The sequence below is a fragment of the Azohydromonas caseinilytica genome, from assembly GCF_012927045.1.
GTDB lineage: Bacteria > Pseudomonadota > Gammaproteobacteria > Burkholderiales > Burkholderiaceae_C > Azohydromonas > Azohydromonas caseinilytica.
The window spans coordinates 45266-60391 of record NZ_JABBFW010000017.1; the positions used below are offsets into that span (position 1 = coordinate 45266).

The window sequence follows — 15126 nt, forward strand, 5'->3', positions numbered from 1 at the left end:
CCAACCCTGGCCTCCCTCACGGCCGTGACTACTTCAAGGCAAGCTGAGGCCCGGCCGTGTTCTTCCTGCACGCGCCGTGTTTCAGGTTGAGTCAGGACAAGACAGGGCGGAGCAGGAGAAGGGCTGGGTAAAAAATAGAGCTCGGGTATGTTGCTTAAAAAGGCTCTCCACGTTTGCTGCTGGAGTGAGCCTGCCCTGGCGTGCGCAAAGTGAGCTACTGCGCAATATCCGCAACCTGACCTGTACCTACACACGCACATGTGGTTGCGCCTCGCGGGCTTCCGCCACGATCCAGTCATGGACCGCCAATACCCGCCGGTCGTCCAGCGCGCCTGCGCCATAGACCAAGCAGTAGCGCTTGCCCGTGCGCACCGACTGCGCAAATGGCGCAACAAGTTGACCGCTGGCCAGTTCGTCGGTGGTCAGCGTGCGCCGGGCGATCGCCACGCCCATGCCGGCGATGGCGGCCTGTATCGTGATCTGGTTGCGGTTGAACATGTAGCCGCGCCGCACGTCGACATGCGGCGCACCGATGGCGCGAAGGTAGCGTTCCCACTCGGCGTAGGGCGCGCTGCCCCGCCAAGCGGTCATGTCGTGCAATAGCGGATAGTGTTCGAGACGGTCGGGAGCCTCCAGCGGCGGCCGCCCATGCATCAGCGCCGGTGCACAAACCGGAAAAATCTCCTCTTCGATCAGCACGGTGCTCTGGAAGCCGGGCAGCGCGCCGTCATTGAGATCGATCGCCAGGTCGAACTCGCCCTCACGCAGCGACCGGGTGCTGTCCTCGGCTTCCACCTGCAGCTCGATCCCCGGATAACGCTGCATCAGCCGCGGCATGCGCGGCAGCAGCCAGGTGGCGAGGAAGGAGGGGAGTGATCGCAGCCGCACCACACCGCTGAGCGCACCGCCGCGCAGGCGGCCAATTGCCAGGTCCACCGCCGCGTAGGCCGGCTCGACCGCCCCCTGCAGGCGCCGGCCCTCGTCGGTGAGCTCGATGCGGCGCGTCAGGCGCCTGAACAGCTTGAAGCCCAGCCAGGCCTCCAGCGCCTTGATCTGCTGACTCACCGCGCCGGTCGTGATGTGCAGCTCTGCGCCTGCCTCCGTGAACGAGAGGTGCCGCGCCGCGGCCAGAAACACCTTCAGCCGAGCATGCACTTGCGACGGTGCGCCGATGTTCATGCTTCAGTTTTCCTAAACCGGAAGGAAGAAATCATCGTTTGAACCGCGCACTTCTGCCAACCATACTGCGCCGCCATCGGCCCTCCGCCGGGCAACGTGTAAGACAAACTGAACCCAGCCGCCACCTCCATGTCCATCAGCGCACTCGACCTGTTCAAGATCGGCGTCGGCCCCTCGAGCTCCCACACCGTCGGCCCGATGCGCGCGGCGCACGACTACGCGCGGCGGCTCGAAACCGAGGGCTGCCTGGCGGCGGTGCGGTGCGTGCAGGTGAAGCTGTACGGCTCACTCGCGGCTACCGGCATCGGCCACGGCACCGACCGCGCCGTCGTCGTCGGTCTCAGCGGCGAGCGGCCCGACCGCGTGGACCCCGATCGCATCGGCGCCATCGTCGACGACGTGCGCCGGAGCGGGACGCTGCAGCTGGGCGGCCGGCATGCCGTGGCCTTCGACTGGGAGCGCGACCTGCGGCTGCTGCCGGTGTCGCTGCCCCACCACCCCAACGCGATGCGCCTGAGCGCCTGGAGCGAGGACGGGGTGGCACTGGCCGAGGACACCTACTACTCGATCGGCGGCGGTTTCGTGGTCAACGAGGCGCAGGCCCGCAGCGGCGCCACCGGCGCGGCCGAGATGAGGGTGCGTTACCCCTTCGACAGCGCCGCCGAGCTGCTGGCGATCTGCCGCCGGCACTCGCTGCGCATCAGCGAGGTGATGCTGGCCAACGAGCTGGCGTGGCGCAGCGAGGACGAAACGCGATCCGTACTCGGGCAGATCTGGGACGCCATGCGGGGCTGCGTGGCGCGCGGCATCACGCAGGAGGGCATGCTGCCCGGAGGCCTCAACGTGCGCCGCCGCGCCGCGGCGCTGCACCGCCGGCTGCAGGAGCGTGAGCGCGCGGGCAACCTCATCAGCCAGACCTTCGCGGCGCTGGACTGGGTCAACCTCTACGCGCTGGCCGTCAACGAGGAGAACGCTGGCGGCGGCCGCGTTGTCACCGCGCCGACCAACGGCGCGGCCGGCATCATCCCCGCGGTGCTGCACTACTACATGCGGTTCCAGCCCGGCAGCGACGAGCGCCACGTGGTGGACTTCCTGCTCGCGGCGGCAGCGGTCGGTACGCTGCTCAAGAAGAACGCGTCGATCTCGGGTGCCGAAGTCGGCTGCCAGGGGGAAGTCGGCTCGGCCTGCGCGATGGCGGCGGCCGGGCTGACCGAGGTGATGGGGGGCACGCCCGAGCAGGTCGAGAACGCCGCCGAGATCGGCCTGGAGCATAACCTGGGGCTGACCTGCGACCCGGTGGGCGGGCTGGTGCAGGTTCCGTGCATCGAGCGCAATGCCATGGCGTCGGTCAAGGCCATCAACGCCGCCCAACTGGCGCTGCGCGGCGACGGCGCGCACGCGATCTCGCTCGACCAGGCCATCCGCACCATGCGCGACACCGGGCGCGACATGCTCGACAAGTACAAGGAAACCTCGCGCGGCGGGCTCGCGGTCAGCTTCATCGAGTGCTGACGCGGCGGCCCGCACGCCCATCCTGCCCCCGGGGCTTGCAGGTCCGGCAGCGCGACCGGACTCTCTTTTGCTTTGCGCATACACACAGGCACCCGCCACAGGAGACAACTCATGAATACGGCCGTACAGGCGCTTCCAAGATTCCTGGCACGCACCAGCCTCGTGACCCAGATCGCGATCGGCCTGGCCTGCGGCATCGCCCTGGCGCTGCTGGCACCCGGCGCGGCGCGCGCGACGGCGCTGCTGGGCGACCTCTTCATCGCCGCGCTCAAGGCGGTAGCGCCGGTGCTGGTGCTGGTGCTCGTGGCGGCGGCCATCGCCGGCCACGAGAAGGGCCAGCCCACGCATGTGCGGCCGATCCTGCTGCTCTACCTGCTCAGCACCCTGGCCGCGGCGCTGGTGGCCGTCGTCGCAAGCTTCCTGTTCCCGACCACGCTGGTGCTCAACGCGCCGCCGGTGGCTGGCGAGCCGCCCGGCGGCATCCTGGGCGTGCTCAAGAACCTGCTGCTCGGCGCGGTGAGCAATCCGGTCAAGGCGCTGCTGGAGGCCAACTTCATCGGCATCCTGACCTGGGCCATCGGGCTGGGCGTCATGCTGCGCCATGCCACCTCCGGCACGCGCCAGATGCTGTTCGACCTCGCCGACGCGGTGTCGTCGCTGGTCAAGGTCGTGATCCGCTTCGCGCCGTTGGGCATCTTCGGGCTGGTGGGGGCGACGCTGGCCGAATCCGGCCTGGGCGCGCTGGTCGGCTACGGCCAGCTCCTGGCCGTGATGATCGGCTGCATGCTGTTCGTCGCGCTCGTGGTGAACCCGCTGATCGTCTACTGGAAGACGCGCCGCAACCCTTACCCGCTGGTCTTCCTGTGCCTGCGCGAGAGCGGCATCACGGCGTTCTTCACCCGCAGCTCGGCCGCCAACATCCCGGTCAACCTGGAGCTGTGCCGGCGGCTCAAGCTGCACGAGGACACCTACGCCATCTCGATCCCGCTGGGCGCCACCATCAACATGGCCGGCGCGGCGATCACGATCTCCGTGATGACGCTGGCAGCGGCGCACACGCTGGGCATGCAGGTGGACATCCCGACGGCGCTCCTGCTGTGCATCGTCTCCTCGCTGGCGGCCGCCGGCGTCTCCGGCGTGGCCGGCGGCTCGCTGCTGCTGATCCCGATGGCCACGAGCCTGTTCGGCATCTCCACCGACGTAGCGATGCAGGTGGTGGCCATCGGCTTCGTGATCAGCGTCGTGCAGGACTCTGCCGAAACCGCGCTGAACTCCTCCACCGACGTGCTGCTCACCGCGGCGGGTTGCCCGGACGAGTACCAGTTGCCGTAGTCCGCGCACCTGCGCCACCCGGGCGGGGCGGACGGCGCCAGCGGTCCGCCCCTTCGGGCGGCAGCCGCCATGCGGGAGCGCGAGCAGGGCTTCGGGGCTCCAGCGTGATAGTTTTTTGCCTGCGGCCGGGGTCGGCCAGCCATGACGGCGAATCGACCCGGGGGATTTGATCCGGATTGCCGCCCCCGACCTACCGTCGAACGCGGCTAAACAGGAGGAAGACCAGTGTCTTCGACCATCGCCTGCACGGCCCCCGAGGCGGTGCTGCAGTGCCAGCTCATCCAGTCGGGCTCGTACCGTGAGCAGCTCACCATCGCCCCCATTGCGGACCGGCCGCACAGCTTCGACGTGCGGGTCACAGGCTGGCTGGACAACGCCCGCCATCCCATGGGGCGTCACGTCCGCTACCGCACCACGCTGGACCACGCCGCCCTCACGCGACTGCATGAGGCCCTGGGCGCGCTGCTGCAAGCGCAGCCGGCCCTTGCCAGCGGCCTCGATTCGCAGCCATGTTCTACCGGGCCGTCTTGCTCGCCGGGCACCACCCGCGCCGCAGCCGGGCTGCACGTCACGCCATAGAGACTGTCGGCCCGCATTGCGGCACTGGAGGAGGGGCCGGGCGTGGTGCCGCTGGGCCGCCCTGACGACCGGACCTGCTTCACGAGATCCTGGAGCGAACTGCTCGAAGCAGTGGCCGGCAAGTCCGTGGCCCTGGAAGAGCTCGCCCGCCAGATGATCCAGCGCGAGGAACTGCACGCGGCCAACGTCGGCAAGATGCTGCGCAAGCCGGGCAACATGGCGTGCTTCGTGCCAATCGCGGCCGTGGCCGAGATGGCCCCGCAAGGCGTTCCCGGCGCCCTGGTCGCGGACATCATGCTGAGCATGGACATGGGTGAGCTGGGGGTCTCGTACTTTTCCGCAATTTTGGTGCGCTTTGCTTGAAAAAATCATTGCGCATCAAGCACTTGGGAAATTTTGTATACACAGGTGCCGCGTGCACGGGCGCAAGAATGGTGCGCTTTGACGGTGCCGCGCGCAGGGCTGCTCAGCTCTGCGGGGTACTGAAGGCCGCCGCCATCTCGCGTGCGCGCTTGGTGTCGTCGCCATGCAGGTAGGTCGAGGTGGTGGAGATCGAGGCGTGCCGCAGGTTATCCCTGACGGTGGTGAGCTCGGCGCCAAGCTCAAGTGCGTGCGAGGCATGGGTATGTCTTGTCCAGTGCGGACTGGCCCGGCGCAGTTTCTCGGCCAACTGCGGGTTGTCGGCCTCGATGACGCTGGCGGCGGCGGCGAAGAAGCGCCGCATCAAGGCCCACAGCCGCGTCGTCGTGATGCCGCCGGCCTCATCGGCCAGGCGGCCCACCAGCGGCGTGTCGGGCGCCCAGCGCGCGGGCGTCACGGACAGCCCGCGCTGCACCAGGTAGCGCTCCAGTGCCGTGAGGGCCAGCGGCGGCAGGACCTCCTTGCCGGTCTTGGCGCCCTTGCCCACAAGGTGCAGCCATGCTTCCTGACGCGCGTTGGTCTCGATGGCGCCCAGCGTTGCGCCCACCAGCTCGCTCGCGCAATACGTCAGTATTCGCTACACCGAGCGCTTGGCGGAGGCAGGCATCGAACCTTCGGTTGGGAGCGTTGGGGATTCCTACGACAACGCACTGCCCGAGACGATCAACGGGTTGTACAAGGCCGAAGTGATCCATCGTCGCTCATCCTGGAAGAGCAAGGAAGCTGTTGAGCTGGCAACGCTGACCTGGGTCTCCTGGTTTAACCACCACCGGCTGCTGGAGCCCATCGGCAACATCCCGCCCGCGGAAGCCGAGGCCAACTACCATCGTCAACTCGCCGAGTCGGCCGTCCCGGCCTGACTCACACCAACGAGCCTCCGAGATTCCCGGCGCGGTTCAGTTGCTAGGGCTGTTCTCGTTGGTGACGCTGCTGGCCAACCGACTCGTGCGCAATGGCTGCCTGCCCATGCGCCAAGCTGTCTGGTACGTCAAGACCGCTCCAACCTTCAGCGATGCACTGGCGGCCGTGCGCGCCCACTGGTGGTGCGCTATCGGTTTGTCAACATCCCATTGCGAGCGCGACATCATCAAAGTGCCTCGCAGCGTATTTCGCCGCCTGCACGAGGCGGCTTGCTACGCTGCGTAATGGCCAAAGCGAAGCTCAGGCGCTCTCCTTGCTAGGGTTGTTGTCTTCAGGCCGCCGCCGCACGCGCAGCGACAGGTGCGCGATGGCGGTGAGCAGCAGCAGGGTTGAGCCCACCACCACGGCGAACACGCCCAGGTCGAAGAAGGCGGCGCTGGGCAGGTGCACCTCGCCGATGAGTGGCAGCGTGAAGTGCGCAGTGTGCGTGGTCAGGAACGGATGACCCAGCGCCAGCGCGCCCAGCCCGCTGAACAGCGCTAGCAACAGGCCCACAGCGACCCAGCGTGCCGGACGCAGGTGCATGCGCGCCTCCACCCAGCGCGTGCCGTCGGCCATGTACTGAGCAATGAAGGAGATGGCCACCACCAACCCGGCCACGAAGCCGCCGCCGGGCTGGTTGTGCCCGCGCAGGAACAGGTGCACGGCGAACATCGCGGCCACCGGCAGCAGCAGCCGTACCAGCACCGCAGGCACTTCCAGGTAGCGTTGTTCTCCGAACGCCGCACTGGGCCGCCCACTCAGGTCGCTGTGCACGTTGCCGCTGACCAGCCACTGCTGCACGGGCTGGAGAATCACTTCCTGCGGCGGACGGAAGCGCCGCAGCAGCGCGAACACGGTCAAGCCCACGATGCCCAGTACGGTGATCTCGCCCAAGGTGTCCAAGGCGCGGAAGTCCACCAGCAGCACGTTGACCACGTTAGTGCCACCGCCGCGCGGCAGCGCGTTCTCCAGGAAGTAGGGCGAGATGCTCAACGGCGCACGGCGCGTGAGCAGCGCGTAGGACAGCGCCGCCAGCCCGGCACCCAGCAGTAGCGCCAGCACAAAGTCGAACCACCGCCGCCGGGCTACCCGCTCCAGGGTGCGCGGATCGTCCTTCTCCACGCGCCGGGGCAGCCAGCGCAGCCCCAGCAGGAACAGCACCAGCATGACCACCTCGACGGCAAGTTGCGTCAGCGCCAAGTCGGGCGCGGAGAACCAGGCGAAGGTGATGCACAGCGCTAGGCCCACGATGCCCAGCATACCCAACGCCGCCAGGCGGTGGAACTTGGCCTGCCATGCCGCGCCGATGGCGCTGGCGCCGGCAATCAGCCACAGCAGCACGAACTCCAGCGCGACCGGAACGCGCGGGCGGTGGCCCCACTCCAGCGGCACGATCAGCACCGAGCCCAGCGCGGCCGCGCCGGTGATCACCAGCATCCAGAACAGTTGCGGCTGCAGCCGCCGCGTGCCGGCCCAGCGCCGCCCGCGCCAGGCCAGCCTGGTCACCCAGGCCAGGCCGTACTCGAACAGCCGCTTGCTATTGACGGGCATCAGCGGCGCAGCCTTGGCGCGGCGGCGCTTGAAGGCGTCGGCGTAGCGCAGATAGACGACCAGGCCACCCGCCGTGGCGACCAGACTCATCAGCAGCGGCGTGTTGAAGCCGTGCCACTCGGCCAGGCTGTACTCGGGCAGCGTGCCGCCCACCACGGGCCGCGCCGCCGTGGCCAGCATCGGGCCGACCGACCAGGCCGGCAGCGTGCCCACGACCACGCAGGCCAGCACCAGCAGTTCGATGGGCAGCCGCATCCAGTGCACCGGCTCGTGCGGCCGGCGCGGCAGGTTGCGCGCGGGCGGGCCGAAGAAGACGTCGTGCCCGAAGCGCAGCGAATACACCACGGCGAACACGCCGGCCAGCGTCGCGGCCAGCGGCAGCGCGGCCTCCACGCCCGGATGCGAGCTCACGAACACGGTCTCGGCGAAGAACATCTCCTTGGACAGGAAGCCGTTGAGCAGCGGCACGCCGGCCATGGCCGCGCAGGCCACGATGGCCAGCGTGCCGGTGACGGGCATGCTGCGGTACAGGCCGTCCAGGCGCCGCATGTCGCGGGTGCCGGTCTCGTGGTCGATGATGCCCACCGACATGAACAGCGAGGCCTTGAAGGTGGCGTGGTTCATCATGTGGAACACCGCCGCCACGGCGGCCAGCGGGCTGTTGAGGCCCAGCAGCAGCGTGATCAGCCCCAGGTGACTGATGGTCGAGTAGGCCAGCAGCCCCTTGAGGTCGTTCTGGAACATGGCCGCGTAGGCGCCCAGCAGCAGCGTGGCCAGGCCCGCGCCGCCGACGGTCCAGAACCAGGCGTCGGTGCCCGCGAGCACCGGCCACAGCCGCGCCAGCAGGAACACGCCGGCCTTGACCATCGTGGCCGAGTGCAGGTAGGCCGACACCGGCGTGGGCGCGGCCATGGCGTGCGGCAGCCAGAAGTGGAAGGGGAACTGCGCGCTCTTGGTCAGCGCGCCCAGCAGGATCAGCCCGAGCGCGAGCGGGTACATCGGGTGCGCGCGCACCGTGTCGCCGGCGGCCAGCACGGCGTCGAGATCGTGGCTGCCGACGATGTGGCCCAGGATCAGCAGCCCGGCCAGCATCGCCAGCCCGCCCGTGGCCGTCACGGTGAAGGCCATGCGCGCGCCGCGCCGCGCGTCCTTGCGGTGGTACCAGTAGCCGATGAGCAGGAAGGAGAAGACGCTGGTGAGTTCCCAGAACACCACCAGCTGCATCAGGTTGCCGGCGGTCACCACTCCCAGCATCGCGCCCATGAAGCCCAGCAGCAGCGAGTAGAAGCGGGCCGCGGGGTCTTCGGGCGAGAGGTAGTAGCGCGCATAGACGATCACCAGCAGCCCCATGCCGCTGACGAGCATCGCGAACATCCAGGCGAAGCCGTCGAGCCGCACCACGACGTCCACGCCCAGACCGGGCAGCCACGACAGCCGCTCGCTCAGCACCGCGCCGCCAGCCACCTCCGGGTACAGCAACGCCAGCGGCACCGCGACGGCCAGCGCCACGGTCGCCGCCCAGAGCGATTCGGCGTTGCGTGCATTGGTGGGCAGCAACGCCGCAATGGCGCTGCCCGCGAACGGCAAAACAAGAAGGAACAGGAGGGACATCAAGTCAGAGAATGGCGCAGGTATCGCAGCGCGAGACGGCATCATCCATCGCTGTCATCAGGTCGACTCGGGTCGGCAATGATTCTTGTCCCGGCATCTGTGGCTGCGCGAGTGCGGGCGCTCGGGCCCAAACCGACAGAGGCAGCGCGCATGCCTGGTGGTGAGGACTGGACCGGCGTGGTGCTATTGCGCCGTGAAGGGTTGGAGCCTCCGAGAACCGGGGCGGTTCACTGGCAATGTGCGAGGTGCCGTTTGACAATCCCACTATTGGGAATATTTCCATGACATAGAGCCAAGCAGGAGCGTCATTTGCTTCAGACTAAAAACCTATAAGGATTCTCCATGACAAACCTTTCCTTTCCCATGATCAGTCCCGACACGCTGCACCCCTTCATGCAGCCCTACATCCGCCTGACGCAAAGGAATATGCAATTGTTCACCAGCTTCTCGGCCTCACCGGAAATGGTGACGCTTTGGCTGCAAAATGCCCAGAAAATGGTGATCCATGCGGCCAAGAGCACGGCGAACGGCAAATCGGGCGAAGAGCCCCAGAAAATGGTCGAGCAGGTCCAGAACAGCCTTTCGGACGTCGGCCAATCCAAGGCCTTTGCCGGGCTGGTGCAGGGGTTGATGCAAAGCCACATGCAATTCCTGATGGACCTGGCCCAAACCAACGTGTCGGCCATGAGCCAGGTGCCGGCCAAGATGATGGAAAACATGCAGCAAGCCGCCACAAAGACCTTGTCCGAGCCGGCATCCCACGAGGAGTCCCCGCGACGCAGCAGCAGCCGGCGCAAGGAACATTGACGCCAGCCGGCCCCTGGGCCGGGCCGGCACCGGGGCCCTGCGCCTTTTCCGCACCCTTCGGCATCAGGCAAAGGCCCTCGTTTTCCAGGCAGAAACCAGCGGAAATTGAAACCTAGAATCGGGTAGCAGGCCCACAGACCCAATATCCCATTCCAAGCCCACTTCACGGCCACCCGGCATCCGCCGCGTGGCCGCTTCCATTTCCACCGCCATGGCAGATAATCCCATGAATGAAAAACCCGCCCACGGATTGCTCCGAGGGCGGATTGCCAGCCATCCAACAGAAAGAAAAGACAGATTCGGTACGGGGTTAGCCCCTCAGCATTCCGGTCTGAAATCACCTTGCAATCGGATGACGTCTTGAATCTACTCTCTTTTCATTCAACAGCAAGGCCGCACGACGAGGACAGTAGGGCCTTGCAAGGATTCAGGCCTGGACGGAGCCGGCATTTTCCGTATTTCGGCAGCCGCCCCATGTTTCCCAGCGGCATTTTCGCGCTGGGCACGGGGCAAAGGCCAGGGATTAATCCGCGCAGTCGCAGCGGCCGTCGGTGGAAAGCGCGAAGTCGCCATGGCGCGGCCGTTCGAGGCCCTGCTGCACGTCCTCGACGGCCACGGCCCGGACCAGCGGGGCATGCAGGGACTTGACGCCTCCGAACATGGTCGCGAAGGCGACGTCGGCCGCGTCCCGGCCGGTGCCGATGCGCACGAAGCCCATGGGGATGCCGGTGCCGGAGGCATCGAAGATGTACCAGCGGTCCCCCAGGTACGCCTCGACGTAGGCATGGAAGTCCGGCGGGCCCAGGGCCGGGTCGGCGCCATAGTCGGTGCCGGTCACGAACCGTGCCGGGATGTTGAGGGCGCGGCACAGGGCGATCATCAGGTGGGTCAGGTCGCGGCAGACACCGGCCTGCTCGATGAAGGTCTCCACCGCGGAGGTCCTTGAGCTGGAGACGTTGGACGTGAAGGCGATGTGCCGCTGCACCCACTTCATGATCGCCTGCACCCGGCCATGCCCCTGCCAGAGGCTGCCGAACTCCTTGATCGCCAGGCGCATGAGCCGGTCCGACTCGCAATAGCGGCTGGGGTAGATGTAGTGCATCGCCGCCAACGGCAGGCTGCGCACGGGCACCTCGGCCAGCTGTGCGGGGTCGGCGTGGTGGTGCGTCAGGTCCACGGTGGCCGTGTAGGCCACGCGCAGCTCCCCCGGCAGCGCCCGCAGCCGTAGGTAGCGGTTGCCCGTGCCCGGGTCGGTCTGCACCTGCGCCGCGACCGGCTGGCTCACGGCGAGATGCTCGGCTGACACCTTCTGGCAAGGCGTGTGGGCCGGGTGGATGTTGAACACGAAGTCCGCCCCCTGCGGGTCGATCGCATAGCCCAGCTCGATCTGCAGCTCAATGCGCACCATGGGTGTGCTCCCGTGTCTGTGGCCCGCGCACGCGGCGCCGGTGCGCGTCGGCGGCCGTGGCCGCCACCGACCGGTCCTCGTCCGGGGCCGGCGCGTCGCGACCCGACGCCGACACCACGCAGTGGATGAAATGGAGCTTGGCCACCGCGGGGCGCGGCAGCACGAAGGGATAGAAATCCTGCTGGCCCATGGCGGCGGACATCTCGTTCATCACGCCCGTGATGTCGATCCACGCGTGCAGCAGCTCCAGGAAGCGGCCTGCGGCGGCGGCGTCGGGATCCCACAGGTCGTCGAGGACGAAGGGCTGGGCTTCGACGTCCTCGGCGCGCGCCTGCAGCCCGAAGCTCACGGCCGTGTCGAGGGTGTCCCTGATGTGCAGGTAGTGCGCCCAGGTTTCGGCCCAGTCCTCCCAAGGGTGCGTGCTGGCGTAGCTGCTCACGAAGCGCCGGCGCCAGTCCGGCGGCGGGCCCTGCTCGTAGTTCATCTTCAGGGCCTGGGCATAGTTCAGCCGCTCGTCGCCGAACAGGGCGCGGCAGGGTGCATGCCAGGCGGTGCCGGCCACCAGCCGGTCCCAGTAGTAATGCCCGACCTCGTGGCGAAAGTGGCCGAGCAGCGTGCGGTAGGACTCCCCCATTTCTTCGCGGATTCGCTCCCGCACGGGGTCGTCGGCCTCTTCGAGGTTGATGGTGATGATGCCGCCGGCGTGCCCGGTCATGACGCGCGGCCTGCCGGGCACGGATCGCGGGAAGCTGTACGCCAGCCCGTGCTCCGGGTCCTCGTCGAGCCTGGAGGCCACCGGCAGCCCGAGCCCGATGAGCTGGGACACCAGGCGGCGCTTGGCCTTTTCCATGCGCCGCCACAGCACCTGGTTGTCGGCCTGCTCCAGGTCCGGAATGGCGAGGTTGAGCGCGCAGGCCTCGCACAGCCGCGCACGGCCCCGCGCGCCGTCGGCGTTGACGAGCCAGTTGCAGCCGGCCGCCGACGCGAAGTTGGCGCAGCGCCGGTACACGGCGGCGTGCGGGTCCGGGGTCCCGTGGCGCTGCCACGTGTCCTTCGCCGGACCCCGCTGCAGGGGAAGCAGCGTGCCGCTGGCGGCGACATAGCCCAGCGGCGTCTTGCAGCCCAGGCATTGGCTGTTGCGAAAGTAGAGCTGGCGGCCGCATTGGCAGCGATAGGCGCGAGGGGTCGCCGCAGCCTCAAGGGCCAGCGACCGTTCGGCCGGGATAGGAGCGGACACTGGCGGCTCCAGCGGGAAAGGTATGCAAGGGAGGCAAGCGGCACGCCCGCTGCCGCCGCACCGCCTGCGGCCGATGCGCCAGGCCCGCCCCGGGGCCACGCCAGCCCTGCGCAGCGCCCCGGATTCAGCGCGCGGCATAGCGCCGCATCAGGGGTTGCGCGGTCAACCCGTGGGCGACGATCGAGGCCGCCACGGTCCACAACGTCAGCGACACCAGCACCTGCGCGGTGGCGTCCTCGACGCCCTGGCGCAAGGCCCACACGAGATAGAACACCGACCCGATCCCGCGGATGCCGAACCAGCCCATCATCGCGCGCTGCCAGGTGCTCACGCCTTCGCCCACGGTGGCCACGAGTACCGACAGGGGACGCAGCACCAGCAGCAGCAGCGGCACGAACCACCAGAGCGCTGGCAACGGGGCGGCATACGGCAGCATGGCCCCCACCACCAGCACGACGATCATCTCCGCGATCCTCTCGACCTGTTCGTTGAAGTCCTCCACGGAGTGCCGCATGGTGGCGCTGGCATGGTGGGAGTGGGTCGCCAGCGTGCGATAGCCGTGGCCCTTGGCGTCGCTGGCGGCATCGAGTGCGCGGGTGTCGGCCCGTGGCCGCTCGCGCACGCGCTGCAGGGCCAGGCCGGCGGCGAACACGGCCAGGAAGCCGGAGGCGTCGCACCACTGGGCCACCCCATAGGAAGCGCCGATGAGGCCCAGCCCGAGAAAGACGTCCAGGCCGATGGCCTGCCCGTGGCGGCTGCGCAGGTAGACGACCAGGCGCCCGACGGCGGCACCCCATGCGGCACCGATGGCCGCGCCGCCCAGCGTGGCCCACAAGACCTCGACGGCCAGCCAGTGCACCAGATCGATCCCGCGCCCGCCGACGCCCATCAGGCCCAGGCCCAGGCCCAGCACCGCGAACGGGAAGGCGGCGCCGTCGTTCAACCCGCCTTCTCCGGCGAGGCTGAAGCCCAGGCGGTCCGGGTCCTCGCCGGGCTGCGATTGCACGCCCGAGGCCAGCACCGGGTCGGTCGGCGCCAGGATCGCGCCCAACAGGATGGCGGCCCCCGGCGACAGGCCCAGCGCCAGGATGCCCAGCGCCGCCACCAGCGCCACCATGGCCGTCATCGACAGGAACGCCAGTCGCATCGGCAGCCGCCAGCGGCGGTCGCGCAGCGGCACCCCGAGGCGCAGGCCGACCGCGAACAGCGAGATCAGCAACGCCGCTTCGCTCACCCGCTCCAGCGTGCCGGCGTAGCGCATCGGGTCGGGACGCAGCACGTCCAGGGCCGCGGGCCCCAGCAGCCAACCCAACGCCAGGTACACCATGGCGCCGGTCAGCGGCAAGCGCTCCAGCAGCGTGCCGACAAACACCATCGTCAGCAGCAGCACGCCGAGGAGCAGCAACCACTTGTCAAACGACATGCCCGGCCTTCCCGCAGCGATCGCCTGCTCGTGAGCGGGTCAGGACGCCTTGGCGCCAAGTGGGCGCGGCGGACAAGCCCGTGGCCACTCCGCACGGCGACACGCGCAGCCGCTCATGCAGCTTGCAGCCTCGCCAGGAATGGCCTTTCTCTGGCAGGAAAATAGCCGGAACGCATTCAACCAGTCTGCGCGAAGCATGGTTTCTTGCGACACGGAAAATTTCTGCGCAAAAGCCGCCGAATCGGTGCAGGGAAATTTGTCTGAGCCTGCCACTTCTTAAACTCTCGCCGGACTTCTACAAAAACCGATCATTGCGCCGGGACCCGCTCAAGCCTTCGTGAGATGTCCTTGCGAAAACGATTGAGCTCCTGCACGTTGGCAAAATCCTGTTCCATGAGCAAACTGAGGTTGTGCAGGATGCGCTTGACCACCTTGTCCTCCCAGACCGCATCGAACTGGATTTGCTGGTCGAGCCAGCGTTCCAGCCATTCCGGATCGGGCACCCGGCTCTGGACCGTGTCACGAGGGAACAGCTTTTCATTGACATGCAGATTGGTCGGGTGCAGCGCCTGCGCCGTGCGCCTTGCCGAAGCCATGAGCACACCGACCTTCGAGAAGGCGAGCCTGGCCGTGTCGCCGTGCTTCAGCAGCGCACGCTTCATGTAGCGCAGGTAGGCGCCGCCGTGGCGCGCCTCGTCCCTGGCCAGGGTTTCGTAGATCTTCTTGATGACCGGTTCGGTATGCCATTCGGCGGCACGCCGGTACCAGTGGTTGAGCCGGATCTCGCCGCAGAAATGCAGCATCAGCGTTTCGAGGGGCGGCGCCGGGTCGAATTCGAAGCGCACCTCATGCAATTCGGTCTCGCTGGGAACCAGGTCCGGCCGGAAGCGGCGCAAATACTCGATCAGCACCAGGGAATGCTTCTGCTCCTCGAAGAACCAGACGCTGATGAAGGCTGAAAAGTCGCTGTCCATGCGATTGTCACGCAGGAACATTTCGGTGGCCGGCAATGCCGCCCACTCGGTGACCGCATTCATCTTGATGGTCTGGGCCTGTTCATCGTCCAGCAGCGCAGCGTCAAAGCTTTCCCAGGGAATATCCGTTTCCATATCCCAGCGAACCGCTTCGAGTTGTTTGAAAAGCTCGGGATAAAGCATGGAGTTA

Annotated in this window: 12 protein-coding genes and 2 pseudogenes; 7 read left to right on the plus strand and 7 right to left on the minus strand. The window is 67.7% G+C overall.

Features of this window, described 5'->3' with window-relative positions; all coding sequences use genetic code 11:
• Positions 1 to 246 precede the first annotated feature (246 nt).
• Positions 247 to 1179 carry a LysR substrate-binding domain-containing protein gene (locus HHL10_RS20350; protein ID WP_169162234.1) on the minus strand — a complete coding sequence of 311 codons (933 nt, stop codon included), beginning with the start codon at positions 1177 to 1179 and terminating at the stop codon, positions 247 to 249.
• A 129-nt stretch (positions 1180 to 1308) separates the two neighbouring features.
• Here HHL10_RS20350 and HHL10_RS20355 point away from each other — a divergent pair, with 129 nt between their 5' ends.
• From HHL10_RS20355 to HHL10_RS31395, 4 genes are all read left to right on the plus strand, one after another.
• A complete protein-coding gene (locus tag HHL10_RS20355; RefSeq protein WP_169162235.1) occupies positions 1309 to 2691 on the plus strand; it encodes an L-serine ammonia-lyase in 1383 nt (460 codons plus the stop codon).
• 111 nt (positions 2692 to 2802) lie between these two features.
• On the plus strand, positions 2803 to 4023 hold the full coding sequence (gene sstT, locus HHL10_RS20360; protein ID WP_169162236.1) for a serine/threonine transporter SstT: 1221 nt from the start codon (positions 2803 to 2805) through the stop codon (positions 4021 to 4023).
• Positions 4024 to 4248: 225 nt separating this feature from the next.
• Entirely contained in the window at positions 4249 to 4602 is a 354-nt protein-coding gene (locus HHL10_RS20365; protein ID WP_169162237.1) for a hypothetical protein, read from the plus strand.
• Positions 4603 to 4644: 42 nt separating this feature from the next.
• Positions 4645 to 4965: a hypothetical protein gene (locus HHL10_RS31395; protein WP_375138968.1), complete on the plus strand. Its 321-nt coding sequence runs from the start codon at positions 4645 to 4647 to the stop codon at positions 4963 to 4965.
• Positions 4966 to 5068: 103 nt separating this feature from the next.
• On the opposite strand, the pseudogene HHL10_RS20375 reads toward HHL10_RS31395, so the two are convergent.
• A pseudogene (locus tag HHL10_RS20375) lies at positions 5069 to 5581 on the minus strand (tyrosine-type recombinase/integrase); the annotation flags it as partial.
• Here HHL10_RS20375 and HHL10_RS20380 point away from each other — a divergent pair.
• Both HHL10_RS20380 and HHL10_RS20385 read left to right on the plus strand, forming a co-directional pair.
• Positions 5580 to 5882: pseudogene (locus HHL10_RS20380) on the plus strand (integrase core domain-containing protein); the annotation flags it as partial. The pseudogenes HHL10_RS20375 and HHL10_RS20380 overlap by 2 nt on opposite strands.
• Positions 5883 to 5940: 58 nt before the next feature.
• The gene (locus HHL10_RS20385) at positions 5941 to 6168 is read left to right on the plus strand and encodes a hypothetical protein (RefSeq protein WP_169162238.1); all 228 of its coding nucleotides are present in this window, start codon (positions 5941 to 5943) and stop codon (positions 6166 to 6168) included.
• Between the two features lie 15 nt (positions 6169 to 6183).
• Here the strand turns inward: HHL10_RS20385 and HHL10_RS20390 are convergent, their stop codons facing one another.
• On the minus strand, positions 6184 to 9087 hold the full coding sequence (locus tag HHL10_RS20390; protein ID WP_169162239.1) for a monovalent cation/H+ antiporter subunit A: 2904 nt from the start codon (positions 9085 to 9087) through the stop codon (positions 6184 to 6186).
• Between the two features lie 342 nt (positions 9088 to 9429).
• Here HHL10_RS20390 and HHL10_RS20395 point away from each other — a divergent pair, with 342 nt between their 5' ends.
• Positions 9430 to 9894: a hypothetical protein gene (locus HHL10_RS20395; protein ID WP_169162240.1), complete on the plus strand. Its 465-nt coding sequence runs from the start codon at positions 9430 to 9432 to the stop codon at positions 9892 to 9894.
• A gap of 523 nt (positions 9895 to 10417) precedes the next feature.
• Here the strand turns inward: HHL10_RS20395 and HHL10_RS20400 are convergent.
• The 4 genes from HHL10_RS20400 to HHL10_RS20415 all read right to left on the minus strand — a co-directional run bounded on the left by HHL10_RS20400 (position 10418) and on the right by HHL10_RS20415 (position 15119).
• The gene (locus HHL10_RS20400; protein ID WP_169162241.1) at positions 10418 to 11302 is read right to left on the minus strand and encodes a transglutaminase-like domain-containing protein; all 885 of its coding nucleotides are present in this window, start codon (positions 11300 to 11302) and stop codon (positions 10418 to 10420) included.
• Positions 11289 to 12539, minus strand: coding sequence for a zinc-binding metallopeptidase family protein (locus tag HHL10_RS20405; RefSeq protein ID WP_310734638.1), 1251 nt, complete (start codon positions 12537 to 12539; stop codon positions 11289 to 11291). Before HHL10_RS20405 ends, HHL10_RS20400 begins: the two co-directional genes overlap by 14 nt.
• A gap of 124 nt (positions 12540 to 12663) precedes the next feature.
• Positions 12664 to 13962 (minus strand): cation:proton antiporter, encoded by a 1299-nt coding sequence (locus tag HHL10_RS20410; RefSeq protein WP_169162243.1) that lies wholly within the window; start codon positions 13960 to 13962, stop codon positions 12664 to 12666.
• 308 nt (positions 13963 to 14270) lie between these two features.
• A complete protein-coding gene (locus HHL10_RS20415; RefSeq protein ID WP_169162244.1) occupies positions 14271 to 15119 on the minus strand; it encodes a ferritin family protein in 849 nt (282 codons plus the stop codon).
• Positions 15120 to 15126: the final 7 nt, after the last annotated feature.

Bases quoted from the DNA above. Each gene is read 5' to 3' on its own strand.
- HHL10_RS20350 (WP_169162234.1), bottom strand. From the start codon at position 1,179: ATGAACATCGGCGCACCGTCGCAAGTGCATGCTCGGCTGAAGGTGTTT.
- HHL10_RS20355 (WP_169162235.1), top strand. From the start codon at position 1,309: ATGTCCATCAGCGCACTCGACCTGTTCAAGATCGGCGTCGGCCCCTCG.
- sstT (WP_169162236.1), top strand. From the start codon at position 2,803: ATGAATACGGCCGTACAGGCGCTTCCAAGATTCCTGGCACGCACCAGC.
- HHL10_RS20390 (WP_169162239.1), bottom strand. From the start codon at position 9,087: ATGTCCCTCCTGTTCCTTCTTGTTTTGCCGTTCGCGGGCAGCGCCATT.
- HHL10_RS20395 (WP_169162240.1), top strand. From the start codon at position 9,430: ATGACAAACCTTTCCTTTCCCATGATCAGTCCCGACACGCTGCACCCC.
- HHL10_RS20400 (WP_169162241.1), bottom strand. From the start codon at position 11,302: ATGGTGCGCATTGAGCTGCAGATCGAGCTGGGCTATGCGATCGACCCG.
- HHL10_RS20410 (WP_169162243.1), bottom strand. From the start codon at position 13,962: ATGTCGTTTGACAAGTGGTTGCTGCTCCTCGGCGTGCTGCTGCTGACG.
- HHL10_RS20415 (WP_169162244.1), bottom strand. From the start codon at position 15,119: ATGCTTTATCCCGAGCTTTTCAAACAACTCGAAGCGGTTCGCTGGGAT.